Raw genomic sequence first — 14,685 nt, forward strand, 5'->3', positions numbered from 1 at the left:
GTCGGGGACTGGGTGGTGGTACGAGTTGGTTCTGGTTCGGTCGCGGGACGCCGCGCGAAACGCGGCTTCGAGGGCGATTCAGCGGTTAGGACGGCGGTGGGACTGCGGCGACCGCGGCGTCACCACCCGGTCTCGTCCCGCGGAAGCGGGTCGTAGGGGACGTCGTACCCGAACGCCTCGGGACCGATGACGTCGAGCGCTTCGGGCGTCGTGAGCAGTTCGGGCGCGGGCACGCCGAGGACGCGGACGCGCTGGCCGTACCGCAGGGCGTCGGTCATGACCGGCGCGCCGGTGTCGGTGTCGACGAGGCAGATGAGGTCGGGGACGGTCGTGAGAAGGTCGCCGTCGTCGTCCCGCGCGACGAGGAACTCGTTTTGGAACTCGATTTCGAGGGTCGCGTCCTCGTCTAACCCGGTGAGGGTGACGCTCCCGAGCGCGAAGCCGTCGCGGTTGCGGCGGTGCACGTCAACGATTTTCCCGGCGAATAACTCCTCGCCGCCGAGGAGTTCGCGGCCGGCGTCGACGGGGTCGGTGCCGGCGTCGCGGGCGCGTTCGACCGCCCGACCGAGTTCGGTGGCGAGCGAGACGGTGTGGGGAACCGCGTACTCCGAGACGAACTCACCGGTCATGAGCGGGAAGGCGTAGCCCGAGCGGCCGCCCATCTGGACGGTGATGGCCCGCGCGAGGTCTTCGAGGCGCTTGGCCGAGTCGATGTCCCGGTAGACGACCTGATTGCCGCGCTCGTCGGTCGTCGCCGCGTAGTTCACGGGCGTCCCGTAGATGAAGAACGTGTCCATCTGGAGTTCGGGGAACGCCCGGCCCATGCCGTCGGCGTCGACCACGGGGAGGTCGGTCATCGCCGCCACGCACAGCGGGGCCATGCTGTTCGCGCCGCCGATTTCGCCGGGGATGAGCGCGTCGACCGTCTCGCCGGAGAGGTCCTCGATGGCCCGAAGCGACTGCACCTCCTCGTCGCCGCCGGCGAACTTCTCGACGCTGATGGTGGGCGCGCCCATGCCGCCGACGCTCGCCACGGTGGCGTCGGCCGGCAGGTCCCGCGGGTCGACCAGTTCGACCGAGTCGGGGTAGGCGTCGTCTTCGAGGAGCGTCTGCAGGCGCAGTCGGCCGAGGCGGGGGTTGCCCCCGCCGCCGGTGCCGAGGATGCCCGCGCCGATGCCGAGCGCTTCGAGGTCGTCGAGCGTTACCTCCGTCAGGTGTGGGATGTCGAAACTCATGGGTGGTCCGCGAGTGGTTCGTAGGTCGCGTCGAGGCCGAACGACCCCGGCCCCCACACGTCGAGCGCGGCGGGCGTCCGCATTATCTCGGGCGTTCGGATACCGAGCACGCGGACTCGCGCCCCGTACCGGAGGCTCTCGGTCGGAATCGGGCCGCCCGTCTCGCGGTCGAGGACGGTGATGAGGTCGGGGACGGTCGCCACGTAGCTTCCGTCGACGGCCGCGCCGAGGTTCTCGTTTTGGAACTCGATGCGCATCGCCGCCCCCTCGTCGGCGTCGAGGCCGTCGATATCGACGTGGCCGAAGACGAACCCGCGCTCGGTGCGGCGCTGGACGTCAACGATTTTCCCCTCGAACAGCGACCGCGCCTCGCCGTAAATCGACTCGCGGGTCACTTCGCGAATGGCGTCCATCGCGTCGTCCTCGGCGAGTCGGAGCGCGCGGCCGAGGTCTCGGGCGAGCGACATCGTGCCGGGGATGGCCGTCTCTTTGACCTGCGCCCCGGTCATCGGGTAGTCGGAGACGTAGGCGACGCCGCCCATCCTGACCGTGACGCCGCGGGCCAGCCACTCCAACTGGTCGTTGTCGTCCGTCTCGATGAGACAGGAGTTCCCCCGCTCGTCGCTGACGGCGGCGGGCGTCCCGCTGACGCCGTAGATGTTGAACGTCTCGTGTTGGAGTTCGGGGAACGCCCGACCCATGCCGTCGGCGTCGACCACGGGGAGCCCGCGGCGGGCCGCGACGGCGAAGGGGAACGTCGAGTTGATGCCGCCGCACTCGATTGGCATCGTCGCGTCGGCGGTCTTCCCGAGTTCGCGCTCGATGCGCTCCATCGAGGCGACGGCCTCCTGCCCGCCCGGAAGCTTCTCGACCGAGACGGTCGGTGCGCCCATCTGGGCGGTCGGGATGACGAAGTCGTCCGCGTCCAGGTCGTCCGGGGGAAGGAGTTCGACGGGCCCGAACTCCTCGATGGCCTGCTTCGCGACGAGTTTGCCGACGTGGGGGTCGCCCCCGCCGCCCGTGCCGAGGACGGTCGCCCCGAGCGCGATGTCTTCTATCTCCTCGACGCCGATTTCGACCGTCATTAGTGGTCGAGCGCCCCGGCGGCTTTCACCTTGATTCGCACCGCGTTGCCGGGCAGGTACGAAAGCGGGACCTCCTCGACGTCGACGATGTCCACGCTGTCGGCGTCCGCCCCGGCGGCGAGCGCGTTGTCCGTGGCCTCGTCTTTCGCGTGTTGGATGGCTTCCTCGCGGTCCATCTCGTCGAGGCTGTAGATGCGGTCGACCTCGCCGGAGACCTGCGCGATGGCGACGCCGACGGCGTTTGCGACCTCGTAGTGGTCGGGCTTGTGGACCTCGCTCGCGCCCGCGATGTCGTCGGGGACGAGGATGCTCCCGCCGCCGACGATGACCACGGGGACGGGTTCGGCGCTGGTCTTCATGCGGTCGACCTCGCGCTCGACGCGCTCTCTGACGTACTCGCGGGCGGCCTCGACGATTTCCGCGTCCACGTCCGGCGTCTCGGAGCCGATGTCGATGGTGCCCGCGGCGACTTCGAGGTCGGTCGCGGTCAGCGTCTCGCCGCCGAAACACCTCGCCTCCTCGGTCAGTTTGTAGCCGACGCTCTGGGGGCCGACGGTGACGCCGTCGTCGGTCGAGACGATGGAGCCGCCGCCGATGCCGATGGCGATGATGTCGGGCATGCGGAAGTTGGTCTTCACCTCGCCGATTTCGACGGCGACACTGCTCTCGCGGGGGAATCCCTCGGTGACCGCGCCCACGTCGGTCGTCGTGCCGCCGACGTCGACGATGATGCCGTTTTCGACCGCAGAGAGGTACGCCGCGCCCCGGACCGAGTTCGAGGGGCCGCTGGCGACGGTGAAGATGGGGTAGCGGATGGCGTAGTCGACGCTCATCAGCGTCCCGTCGTTCTGGCCGAAGTAGAGGTTCGCGTCGATACCGCGTTCGTCCATCGCCTCGACGAAGGCGTTCGCGGCCTCCGAGGCGACGCTGGTGAGCGCGGCGTTGAGCGCCGTCGCGTTCTCGCGTTCGAGCAGGCCGACGCTCCCGATTTCGTTCGAGACGGAGATGGGTACGTCGTCGCCGACCTCCTCGCGGATGAGTTCGGCGACCCGCGTCTCGTGGTCGTCGCGGACGGGCGAGAAGACGCTCGTCACGGCGAAGGCGTCCACGTCAGCGAACTCGCGAATCTGCGCTCTGACCTGCTCCTCGTTGAGGTCGTTGAGGAGGCGGCCGTCGAACTCGTGGCCGCCGTCGAGGATGGCGACGTTGTTGCCGATTGCCTCGGCGAGGTCGTCGGGCCATTCGAGAAGCGGGCGGATGCTCTGGGTCGCGGGCGCGCCGATGCGGATGACGCCGACCTCGTTGAGGCCGCGCCGCTCCGTGATGGCGTTCGTCGCGTGGGTCGTGCCGAGCATCACGTAGTCCAGTTCGTCCTCGGAGACGCCGCTGTCGTCGAGGACCACGTCGAGGGCGCTGAGGATGCCCGAGGTGATGTCTTCGGTCGTGGGGGTCTTCGTCTTCGCGAGGAGGTTGTCGTCGCCGTCCATGACGACGGCGTCCGTGTTGGTGCCGCCGACGTCGATTCCGATTCGGTAGTCAGTCATTCGTGGGTTGCTGGAGAGTTTCGATTGGTTCGTAGTCGATGCTGTAGTCGAAGTACGCCGGGCCGACGAGGTCGAGTCCCTCGTCCGTCCGCCACTTCGGCGAACACGGCATCCCGATGACCCGCACCCGGTGGCCGTAGGCGAGTCGCTCGGTGGTGACGGGGTCGCCCGTCTCGGCGTCCACGACCGTAATCAGGTCGGGGGTGCTCGCCACGACGCCGCGCTCGGAGTCGCGGGCGACGAGGTTCTCGTTCTGGAAGTCGAGGGTGAACGTCCGTCCCTCGCAGTCGTCGATGCCGTCGAGGGTCGCCTCGCCGACCGCGAAGCCGCCTTCGGTCCGGCGCTCCACGTCGGTTATCTTCCCCGCGAACAGCTCGTAGCCGTCCGTGAGTTCGAGGACCGACTCGACAGGGTCCCGCGAGTGGTGCTTCGCGGTGCGAATCGCCTCGCCGATGTCGTGGGCGAGGGACATCGAGTCGAGAATCGCGTGCTCGCGGACCTCCGCGCCGGAGAGCGCGTAGGTACCGATCATGCACGCGCCGCCCATCTCGATGCTCGTCACGCGGGCGAACGCCTCGGCGTACTCGTTGCTGACGGTGTTCACGAGAAGCGAGTTGCCCTTCTCGTCGGCGATGCTCATCGGGGTGGCGCTGACGCCGCCCATCGTGAGCGTCACCATCTGCACCTCGGGGAACGCCCGGCCCATGCCGTCGGCGTCCACGAGGGGAAGTCCGAGCGCGGCGGCGACGGCGATGGGGACGGTGCTGTTCAGCCCGCCCGCCTCGATACTCATCGTCGCGTAGGCCTCCTGTCCGAGGTGCGTTTCGAGCGCCTCGAACGCGGAGAGCGCCTCGGTTCCCTTCGGCATCTTTTCGACCATCACGGTCGGCGCGCCGAGCATCGCGCTCGGGATGACGAGCGCGTCGTCGGGCACGTCTCGCGGGTCGATGAGGTCGACGGGACCGTGCTCTTCGATTGCCTGCTGTGCCATCAGCTTCCCGATGTAGGGGTCGCCCCCGCCGCCCGTCCCGAGGACGGTCGCGCCGGTTGCGAAGTCGTCGATGTTGTCTGTGGTTATCTTCATGGCTCGTTGGTGTTCGATGCGACCCTCTCGTCGGCTACCGCCGCGACGGCCACCTCGGGCACGTCGTCGAACGTGTCGGCGTACGCCTCGTCGTAGATGTGACACCGGACGCTGGGGCCGGCGTCGACCGCGACGAACTGCGGTTCGTCGGCCGAACACGCGTCGGTCGCGTAGGGACACCGCGTGTGGAACCGACAGCCCGTGGGCACGTCCCGCGGGCTGGGGATTTCGCCCCGGAGCGGTTCGTGCCGCGGCTTGTACGCCTCTTCCTCGTCGGTGGTGACCGGAATCGCGGAGAGGAGCGCCCGGGAGTAGGGGTGTCGCGGCCGCTGGAAGACCTCCTCCGTGGGGCCGCGTTCCTGAATCTCGCCGAGGTACATCACGGCCGTCTCGTCGGCGAAGTTGCGGACCAAAGAGAGGTCGTGGGTGATGAACAGGTAGGTGAGTCCGAACTCCTCCTGTAAGTCCTCGAGGAGCGCGATAATCTTCGCCTGCACGCTCACGTCGAGGGCGCTCGTCGGCTCGTCGAGCAAGAGCAGTTCCGGCTCGACCGCGAGCGCGCGGGCGATGTTCACCCGCTGTTTCTGCCCGCCCGAGAGCTCGTGGGGGTACTTGTTCCAGTACTCGTCGTTCAACTCGACGCGTTCGAGCAGTTCGACCACGCGCTCCCGGAGGTCGGACGTCGGCACGCCGCGGGCCTTCAGCGGGACCGCGAGCGACTTGCCGATGGTCCGCCGGGGATTCAGACTCGACGTGGGGTCCTGAAACACCATCTGGACGCGCGACCGGAGGCGAGCCAGTTGCTCGTCGGTCGCGTTCGTGATATCTTCGCCGTCGAATCTGACGGTCCCGCCGGTCGCGCCGGTCAGGCCGATAATCGTCCGGGCGACCGTACTCTTTCCGGACCCGGACTCGCCGATGAGCGCGAGGGTCTCCCCGCGGTCGATGTCGAACGAGACGCCGTCGACCGCTTTCACGTAGTCGGACGTGCGCTTGATGATGCCGCTTTTGACGGGGAAGTACTTCTCGAGGTCGTCGACGTCGAGCAGGGGTTCGGACACGTCAGTCACCCCCCGTTTGCTTGCCCGGTCGCCGGGTCATGTGACTCCGGGTCTCCTCGACGGTCGGCCGCTCGGACGCCGGGACGGCCTCGTCGTAGAGGACGCACTCGACGCCGGTCTGGGGGCCGCGCTCGTACATCTCCGGGCGGGCCTCCTCGCACTCGGCGGTGGCGTAGGGACACCGCGGCGCGAACCGACAGCCCGGCGGCGGGTCGAGGTACTCGGGAATCGAGCCGTCGATACCGGTCGCCATCTCGTCGCCCGTCAGGCGCGGAATCGACGCGATGAGCCCCTGCGTGTAGGGGTGTTTCGGGTTCTCGAACAGCTCTTCTGTCGGTGCGGTCTCGACGATGCGGCCGCCGTACATGACGTACACGCGGTCGCTCACCTGTCGGGCGACGCCGAGGTTGTGGGTGATCATCAGGACGCTCAGGTCGTGGTTCTCGATGAGGTCCTTCAGCAGGTCGAGAATCTGGTCGTGAATCGTCACGTCCAGCGCGGTGCCGATTTCGTCGGCGATGAGCAGGTCCGGCTCGTTCAGCAGGGCCTGCGCGATGAGCGCGCGCTGGCGCATCCCGCCGGACAGCTGGGTGGGATACGAGTCCATGATGTTCTCGGGGTCCGGCATCTGGACCTCGCGGAGCATCTCCAAGACGCGCTCGCGCGCCTCGTCGCGCTCGCCGCTGAAGCGGCGGCGGAAGAACTCCACGACGCCCGTGTCGCTGTCGCCGCCGAACTGCGCGGTGTCGGTGAGCTGTTCCCCGATGGTGAACGTCGGGTTCAGACTCGACATCGGGTCCTGGAAGACGAGGCTCATCCGCTGGCCCTTGACGCGCTCGAACTCGCGGTCCGAAAGCGACAGCAGTTCCGTCCCGTCGAACGTGATTTCGCCGTTCACGCGGGCCGGTGGCTGATTCAGCAGGCGGAGGATGGACTTCATCGTCACCGACTTGCCGCAGCCGGTCTCGCCGGCGATGGTGACGACCTCGCCTTTCCCGATAGAGAGGTTGACGCCGTCGATGACCTCCGCGAGGCCGTCGAACGACTCGAACCCGACTTCGAGGTCTTCGACGGTCAAAAGCGGGTTCTCGGCGACCGGCTCGTCGAGTTTCATCGGTTCACCTCCACGTCGAAGAGGTCACGCAGGCCGTCGCCGAGCATGTTGAACCCCATCACGAGGACGAAGATGGCGAGCCCGGAGAAGACGCTCACCCACCACGAATCGGGCAGGTAGGAGGTCCCCTGACTGACCATCGTCCCGAGGCCGGGCTGGGGCGGTTGGACGCCGACGCCGATGAACGACAGGCCCGCGCCGATGAGGATGACGAAGCCCGCGTCGAGGGTCACCTTGACCAGAATCGGCGACAGCGTGTTCGGGAGAATCTCCCGAAAGAGGATGTGCGGCGTGCTCGCGCCGGCGAGCTTGGCGGCCTGCACGTACTCCTCGCTGCGCTCGCTGGCGACGATGCTCTGGACGAGGCGGGCGTGCCACGTCCACCACAGCGCCGCGATGGCTATCATCGCGTTCGTCAGCGTCGGCTCCAAGGCCGACGTGATTGCCAACGCCATCACGAGCGGCGGTAAGGCGAGCGCCGTGTCGGTCGCCCGCATGATAATCGTCTCAGTCCAGCCGCCGTAGTAGCCGGCGACGAGGCCGAGGAGCACGCCCACGGGGACGCCGAAGCCGAGGACGACGGCCACGAGCATGAGCGACAGCCGGTAGCCGAAGAGGATGCGCGAGAGCACGTCGCGGCCGACGTGGTCGGTCCCCAGCGGGTGGTCGAGGCTCGGCGGCTGGAGCGTGTTCGAGAAGTCGGTGAACTTCCCGGCGTGTTCGGGGTACGGCGCGACGACGGGCGCGAAGACGGCGAGCAGGACGATGGCGACGATGATGCCGAGACCGACGACGCTCATCGGCCTGCTGGTAAAGCGCTTCCACGACCGCTGCCAGAGTTCGCGGCGCTCGGCCGAGACGACCCGGTCGAGGACGCTCGCTGACTCGGCGCTCATGTCGCCTCCTCCATCGCCAGTCTGATGCGGGGGTCAACGCGACCCAGCAGCACGTCGACGAGGAAGTTGATGCTCACGAACGCGACGCCGATGGTCATCGTGACGCCGACGACGGCGTTGAAGTCGTTGTTCAGCACCGCGGTGACGCCGTAGGACGCCAGTCCGGGCCACGAGTAGACGAGTTCGATGAGGAACGCGTTCCCCAGAAGCGAGGCGTACAGGAGTCCCAGAATCGTGAGCGTCGGGATGAACGCGTTCTTGAGCGTGTACTTGTACGTGACGAGCCACGAGGGGAGGCCGAAGCCGCGTTCGGCCTCGACGTAGTCCTGGTCTTTCACGTCTATCATGCTCGACCGAGTGATGCGCATCACCTGTCCGATGCCGGCGAGCGAGAGCGCGAGCGCCGGGAGGATGATGTGCGCCCACGCGTCGACGTGGGCCGCGAGGTTCCCCGACAGCAGGGTGTCCACGAGCAGGAAGCCCGTGAACCGCGACACGCCCGAGCCGAACTCCGAGCCGAGCCGCCCCGTGATGGGGAGCCATTCGAGGAGGTAGCCGAATATCAGCTGGAACATGATCGCGATGAAGAAGCCGGGCACGCTCACGCTGAAGAACGCGACGAGCCGCGTCGCGTTGTCCGCGAACCCGTCTTTGTTCTGCGCGGCGATGACGCCGAGCGGAATCCCGATGACGATGGTGAGGAACATCGACACCGTGATGAGTTCGAGCGTCGCCGGCAGGTAGTAGACGATGTCGGTGCTGACCGCGCGCTTCGTCTCGAGGCTCGTCCCGAGGTCGCCGACGAGCAGGCCCCGCATGTAGTCGAGGTACTGGATGGGAATCGGCTCGTTCAGCCCCATCTCGGCGGCGAGTGCCTGCACCTGTTCTTCCGACGCGAGCGCGCCGAGGGCCATTCGCGCGGGGTTCCCGGGGAGCACTCGTGACGTGGTGAAGATGATTATCGACAGGCCGATGAGACTCACGAGGATGCCCGCGAGCCGGCGCACGAGATACTGCCAGTACTTCATTCTTGGTAGAAGTCGGGGAACCAGTAGTCGAAGCTCATCGACGGCCGGAAGGTGTAGCCCCGCACGTCGTCGGCGAAGGCGTGCTTCTTCGACTGGACGAAGATGAACAGGTCGGGGTACTGGTTCGCGATGCGCGCTTGCACCTCGGCGTACAGTTCGGCGCGGGTGTCGGCGTCGACCGTCGAGCGCGCCTCGTCGATGAGGGCGTCGACGTTCTCGTCTTCGAGGTGTTCCATGCTCATCCACGTCGAGGCCGCCTCGGAGTGGTACTGGTTGTAGAACACCGTGTCGGGCGAGGGATACACCGGCCCGTAGAACACCTGGTTGATGTGGGGCGTCCCCTCGACGCTCGTCGCGAGTTCGGTCATCGTCCCCCACGTCTGCGGGTTCAACTCGACGTTGATGCCGATTTCGTCCATGTTCTGCTGGAACAGCAGGCCCATCTTCTCTTCGAGGCCGTAGTCCTTCACGTAGGTGTTCTGGACGGTGATGTCACCTTCCTCGTACCCGGCGTCGGCGAGAATCTGCCGCGCGCGCTCCGGGTCGTAGGTCGGCTGGACGATGTCGTCGTTGTGGACGCCGAACGACGTCGGGAGCGGCCCCTGCGCGGGGAGCGACCCCGGCGCGATTTCGTTGCGCGCCGTCTCGTAGTCGAAGCCGTAGGCCATCGCCTCGCGGACGGCGGGGTCGTCGGTCGGGGCTTTCTGGGTGTTGATTTTGAAGTAGAACGTCGTCACCGTCGGCACCGACTCGACGCGGATGTCGTCTTCGGCCGCGAGCGCCTCGTAGGTCTCCTCGCTTTGGTACTGGCTCGACATGTCGAGTTCGCCCGTTTTCATCAGCGAGCGAACCGTCGGGTCGTTGGTGATGATTTGGACGACGACGTTGTCGTACGCGCCGTCTTTGAACGACCCCCAGTAGTCGGCGTAGCGGCTGAACGAAATCTGCGCCTGCCGCTCGAAGCCCGCGAGTTCGTACGGGCCGGAGCCGGCGTCGTTGTCGTTGAGGAACGACTGGCCGTAGTCGCCGCGGTCGCCGAAGTCGCCGTCCTCGGCGTTGTCGAGGACCAACTGCTTGTCGACGACGAACAGGAGCACGAGCGTCGCGAGGAACGGCGAGTGGACGCGGTCGAGCGTGAACGACACCGTCCGCTCGTCTTCGACGGTCACGTTCTCCTTCGAGAGCACGTTCCCGAGCAGCGACGAGTAGCCCTGGTTGATATCGAGGAAGCGCTCGGCCGAGAACTGCACGTCCTCCGCCGTGACGGGGTTGCCGCTGTGGAACGTCGCGCCCTCGCGGAGCGTGAACGTGTAGGTCTGGTTGTCGTCCGAGACGGTCCAGTCCTCGGCGAGGTGTCCCTGTAGGTTCCCCTCCGTGTCGGGGAACACGAGCGGGTCGTAGAGGTTGACCAACGCGAGCACCTGCGTGTAGTCGGTCCCCTTCGCGGGGTCGACGGTCCCGAAGCGCTGGGTCGCGCTCATGCGGAGCGTCGAACTGCCCGAGTCGCCGCCGGACGACGTCTCCGTCTCCGTGCTCTCGTCGTCCCCACCCGAGGCCGTGGTCTGTTCTTGGCCGTCATAGCTCTCGCCGCCGCCGGAACAACCGGCGAGACCTGCGATTCCGGCCGTCCCGAGGGCCTTGAGGAAGTTCCGCCGACTCGCCGCGTCTCCGAACCGTGCGCGGACAGATTCCGACCCCACCTGCGACCGCATCTGTGTGATGTCTTTTCTCGACATACGTTACTCATTCTCACAGAGGTGCAATGGAACATAAAGGTACCGTATAGTAACCTAAAACAATATTCTCGGTTCAAATCGGAATACTCTGTGAACAATATGGAACAATGTGGTTGTCTGTCGTCTGCCACACGACCGGTCGCGGCTCCGCAATCGATAGACTGCACGACCTTCCGCAGCACTTCGCCGGCTGTCGTAGACGACTGGCGGATTAGTTTCCCGCCCGCTGGCGCTCGTTCGCCGCTCTCGACCGCACTTCCCCCGTTACTGCGACGAGAGCCCGTTCCCGGCTATACAGTTGTCGGTCGCTCAAACACGAACTACTCTCAGAAAACAACTGTATATTGAGATTTGATGAGTTTTAATCACGGCATCTCGATACACTCTATTTGTGTTCACAAAAAAGAATTTAAACTCCGACAGCGGGCAATTATTTGAAAATCACTCTATACGAGAGCTATTTGTTGGGTATTGTAGTTTAGCAATCGGTCACTCAAAAATACTTGATAGTTTATATTTTTCTAAAGCTATCTTTCAATTGATATTCTGATTTCCCACTGTTCCGACCCGTGTCTCCGGCGTAGCTTCGACCGAGCTGTTCGCCCCGTTCCATCTCACAGAAGTGATTCTAAAATCGGAAATTCAGTTGACAATTTGGCACGTGAACTGAGTCGGACGACGTTTAAGCCCCCGTGGGAAGAACGACCAGTCGATGGCATGGGAGTTCGAGCGAGTCGCGGGTCCGTTCCGGGCGACCGAGGGTCCGATTTGGACCGGCGACGCGGTTCGATTCACGGAAATCAAGGAGCATCAGGTTCTCGAATACGACCCCGAGACGGGAGAGACGAGCGTCTACATCGACTCGACCGCCGGCGCGGTCGGCCTCCACGAGGGACTCGACGGCGAACTGTACGCCTGCGAGGCCGAGGGCCACCGAATCGCCGTGCTGGCCCCGGACGAACCCGCGTCGGTCGTCGTCGACGAGTTCGAGGGGACGCCGCTCAACGGGCCGAACGACCTCGAAATCGACCGCGCCGGCGACGTCTGGTTCACCGACCCCGACGACAAGGACCGTGGACTGCTCGGCCACACCTCCGTCTTCCGCGCCGAGCGGGTGGATGCGGACGCGGGCGACGACTGGCGACTCGTCCACCTCACCGACGAGATGGACCGCCCGAACGGCATCCTCCTCTCGCCGGACGAATCGCGACTGTACGTCGCAGAATGCACCTACGGCCCGGACCAAGAGACCGACCTGCGGGCCTACCCGATTCGGGACGACGGGTCGCTCGGCCCCCGCGAGATACTGCACGACTTCGGCGACCACCGCGGCATCGACGGCATGACGCTCGCGGAGTCGGGCGATATCGTCGCCTGCGCCGGCTGGGAAAAAAGCGGTCCGGGGCCATCGATTTACGTGTTCTCCCCGTCGGGCGAGGTGCTCGAACGTCACCCGTTCCCCGAGAACCGCCCGACGAACTGCACGCTCGGCGGGCCGGACGGCTCGACGCTCTACGTCGCGGACATGACGGGGTGCCTCTACGCGGCCGAGACCGACCGCTCGGCGTACGTTCGGTTCTGACCGAAAAGGGACCGTGAGGACAGATACGCTGGATTGGATGTCGTCGGAACCGAAACCGAAACCGAACTCGGCGACTCCGACGCGGTCGTCTCAGCGGAGCGGTTCGAACGCGTCGAGCCCCGCTTGGGACGCTTCCATGTCTTCGGACACCGCGCCGCCGCTCGCGCCGACCGCGCCGACGACGACGCCGTCGTGTTCGACCGGGAACCCGCCGCCGAAGACGACGACGCGACCGTTGTCGGTCGTGTGGAGGCCGTACACGTCGCCGCCGGGTTCGGCTCCTTCCTTCAGTTCGTGGGTCGGCTTCTTGACCGCGGCCGCGGTGTAGGCCTTGTTCTGTGCGATGTTGCTCGCGACGAGCTTCGCGCCGTCCATCCGGCGGAAGCCGAGGAGGTTGCCCTCGCTGTTCGTCACCGCGAGGTTCAGCGGGACGCCGAGTTCCTCGGCTTTCTCCTCCATCGCGTCGAGAATCGTCTTGGCTTCGGCTAGCGTCAGCTCTTGTACCATCGACTCGACCGTCGGCGGCTCGGAGCAAAAACCCACCGTTCACGGGGAGAAACGCCGCTGGAACGGCCACAGACGGCGATACGGCTATTCGAACCGAATCGAACGCCGCGGGCTCGACTGCGCGTTTTCGCGTTCGTCCGTCGTGGTCGCGTCGGCTTGAACGTACGGGTTATCGCGGGAGGGCGTTCCCCGACCGCTCGAACGACTCCACGTCGCCTGCGGCGTCCGCGTCGATGAGGTCGTTGTTCACGAACAGGCGTTCGCCGTCCGTGTTCGAAAGCGAGAGGAACGTCCCCGTTCCCTCGGTCGCCCGCGAGTTCCGAACCGTGATGTCCGTCGTGTCGGCGAGCGAAATCGCCGCCGCGTCGTCGCCGCGGTGGGCCTGTCGGCCGACGAAGCCGTCGACGAGCAGGCCGTCTACGTCTTCGCAGGCCAGCCCGCTCCGGTAGTAGTCGGGCAGGTCGTCGCCTTCGTTCCACTCGACGGTCACGTCGCGCATCGTCACGTCGCGGGCGTTCTCGACGTGGACGCCGGCGATGTCGTTGGCGAAGATTGGCGTGACGACCGAACTCGGCTGGAGGTCGAAGTTGCCGCCTACCTCGTCGGCGTGCTCGCTCCCGGTGAGTTCGATGCGGACGTTGTCGAACTCGATGGTCTCGATATCGGACTCCTCGGAACCGTAGACGAGCGCCCCGTTTTCGCTGCGCGCGACGATGTTCGAGAAGCGAACGTTCCGAATCCCGCCGAGGTCGGTGTCGTCGTCCCGCGGGACCGACGTGACGTAGATGGGCTCGCCCTTGCCCCACCACGGGCCGGGGAGCATGTTGGAGTTGACGACGATGTCGGTGAAAAGCACGTTCTCGACGACGCCCGAGTCGCGGTGCTGGATGCCGAGGCCGCGGTTCGACTCCTGCACGACGATGTTCTGGAACAGGCAGTCGCGAATCGTGTCGTCGGTGCCCGACCCGAACTTGATTGCGCAGGCGCTCGACCGGAGCGTGCAGTTCGTCACGACGATGCCCTCGCAGGTCACCGGCTCGTCGGGCCGCGCGCCGAAGGTGATGCTGTCGTCGCACGACTGGATGGTGCAGTCGGAGATGTGGACGTTCTTCGTGTCGCCGAGCGCGATGCCGTCGCAGTTCGGGATGAGCAGGTGGTTGAGGATGTCGACGCCGCGGATATCGACCTCCTCGGTCCCGTGGAACGACAGCGTCCACGCGGGCATGTCGCGGATGGTCACGTCGCGGATGCGGACGTTCGTGCAGTTGTTGAACCGGAACATCGGGCCGGGGCGGAAGTCGGGCTTGGCGACCGGCCAGCCGTCCGTTCCCTTCGTCCGCGAGAGGTAGGCGTCGCCCTGTCTCGCCTCGTGGGGGCCGTTCGAGATGAGCGGGTGGGACGCGCTCTCGTTGGAGTGGCCCTGAATAGGCGTGTCCATCCGCATGAACTCGGTCCCGAGGCCGTCGAACTCGCCCTCGCCGGCGATGGTGACGTTCTCAACGTCCTCGGCGAGGAAGAAGATGCGCTCGTTGTCGGGGCCGATGAACTTGTCCGTGTACTCGGCCTCGTCTTTCGCGGGGCTGACGACTGCGCCGGCTTCCAGATAGAGCGTCACGTCGCTTCGGAGGTGAACGGTTCCGACGGTGTACGTTCCGCTGGGGACGGTGACGGTTCCGCCGCCGGACTCCGAGCAGTCGTCGATGGCGGTCTGGAACGCCTCGGTCTGGAGGTCGTCCGTCTCGTCGGCGTAGGCTGTCACGTCGAAGGCACTCGCTGCGGGTGGCATGTACCCGTACCGTCGCGGTGGCCTATC

General features: G+C 66.1%; 12 protein-coding genes. 1 reads left to right on the forward strand and 11 read right to left on the reverse strand.

Annotated elements, in window-relative coordinates; genetic code table 11:
* Nucleotides 1-119 precede the first annotated feature (119 nt).
* From AUR65_RS15370 to AUR65_RS15410, 9 genes are read right to left on the reverse strand one after another with little or no spacing between them, the layout of a single operon-like run.
* Entirely contained in the window at nt 120-1,235 is a 1,116-nt protein-coding gene (locus AUR65_RS15370) for a DUF917 domain-containing protein (RefSeq protein ID WP_058567731.1), read from the reverse strand.
* Complete coding sequence (locus tag AUR65_RS15375) at nt 1,232-2,320, reverse strand: DUF917 domain-containing protein (RefSeq protein WP_058567732.1); 1,089 nt, start codon at nt 2,318-2,320, stop codon at nt 1,232-1,234. Before AUR65_RS15375 ends, AUR65_RS15370 begins: the two co-directional genes overlap by 4 nt.
* The gene (locus AUR65_RS15380) at nt 2,320-3,864 is read right to left on the reverse strand and encodes a hydantoinase/oxoprolinase N-terminal domain-containing protein (protein WP_058567733.1); all 1,545 of its coding nucleotides are present in this window, start codon (nt 3,862-3,864) and stop codon (nt 2,320-2,322) included. Before AUR65_RS15380 ends, AUR65_RS15375 begins: the two co-directional genes overlap by 1 nt.
* Complete coding sequence (locus AUR65_RS15385; protein WP_058567734.1) at nt 3,857-4,948, reverse strand: DUF917 domain-containing protein; 1,092 nt, start codon at nt 4,946-4,948, stop codon at nt 3,857-3,859. Before AUR65_RS15385 ends, AUR65_RS15380 begins: the two co-directional genes overlap by 8 nt.
* A complete protein-coding gene (locus AUR65_RS15390; protein WP_058567735.1) occupies nt 4,945-6,018 on the reverse strand; it encodes an ABC transporter ATP-binding protein in 1,074 nt (357 codons plus the stop codon). Before AUR65_RS15390 ends, AUR65_RS15385 begins: the two co-directional genes overlap by 4 nt.
* The gene (locus tag AUR65_RS15395; protein WP_058567736.1) at nt 6,011-7,123 is read right to left on the reverse strand and encodes an ABC transporter ATP-binding protein; all 1,113 of its coding nucleotides are present in this window, start codon (nt 7,121-7,123) and stop codon (nt 6,011-6,013) included. The genes AUR65_RS15390 and AUR65_RS15395 overlap by 8 nt, the downstream gene beginning before the upstream one ends.
* Nucleotides 7,120-8,019, reverse strand: coding sequence for an ABC transporter permease (locus AUR65_RS15400; protein ID WP_058567737.1), 900 nt, complete (start codon nt 8,017-8,019; stop codon nt 7,120-7,122). The genes AUR65_RS15395 and AUR65_RS15400 overlap by 4 nt, the downstream gene beginning before the upstream one ends.
* Nucleotides 8,016-9,047, reverse strand: a complete 1,032-nt coding sequence (locus AUR65_RS15405; protein ID WP_058567738.1) for an ABC transporter permease — start codon at nt 9,045-9,047, stop codon at nt 8,016-8,018. Before AUR65_RS15405 ends, AUR65_RS15400 begins: the two co-directional genes overlap by 4 nt.
* Complete coding sequence (locus AUR65_RS15410; protein ID WP_233194389.1) at nt 9,044-10,783, reverse strand: ABC transporter substrate-binding protein; 1,740 nt, start codon at nt 10,781-10,783, stop codon at nt 9,044-9,046. Before AUR65_RS15410 ends, AUR65_RS15405 begins: the two co-directional genes overlap by 4 nt.
* Before the next feature lie 712 nt (nt 10,784-11,495).
* Here AUR65_RS15410 and AUR65_RS15415 point away from each other — a divergent pair.
* Nucleotides 11,496-12,365, forward strand: a complete 870-nt coding sequence (locus tag AUR65_RS15415; protein WP_058567739.1) for an SMP-30/gluconolactonase/LRE family protein — start codon at nt 11,496-11,498, stop codon at nt 12,363-12,365.
* A gap of 90 nt (nt 12,366-12,455) precedes the next feature.
* Here AUR65_RS15415 and AUR65_RS15420 read toward each other — a convergent pair whose 3' ends face one another.
* Together AUR65_RS15420 and AUR65_RS15425 are read right to left on the reverse strand one after the other, a co-directional pair.
* Nucleotides 12,456-12,872, reverse strand: coding sequence for a GlcG/HbpS family heme-binding protein (locus AUR65_RS15420; protein WP_004041071.1), 417 nt, complete (start codon nt 12,870-12,872; stop codon nt 12,456-12,458).
* Between the two features lie 169 nt (nt 12,873-13,041).
* Nucleotides 13,042-14,658, reverse strand: a complete 1,617-nt coding sequence (locus tag AUR65_RS15425; RefSeq protein WP_332888743.1) for a glycosyl hydrolase family 28 protein — start codon at nt 14,656-14,658, stop codon at nt 13,042-13,044.
* Between the last annotated feature and the right edge of the window lie 27 nt (nt 14,659-14,685).

The organism is Haloferax marisrubri (assembly GCF_001469875.2).
In the GTDB taxonomy this organism is placed as follows: Archaea; Halobacteriota; Halobacteria; order Halobacteriales; family Haloferacaceae; genus Haloferax; species Haloferax marisrubri.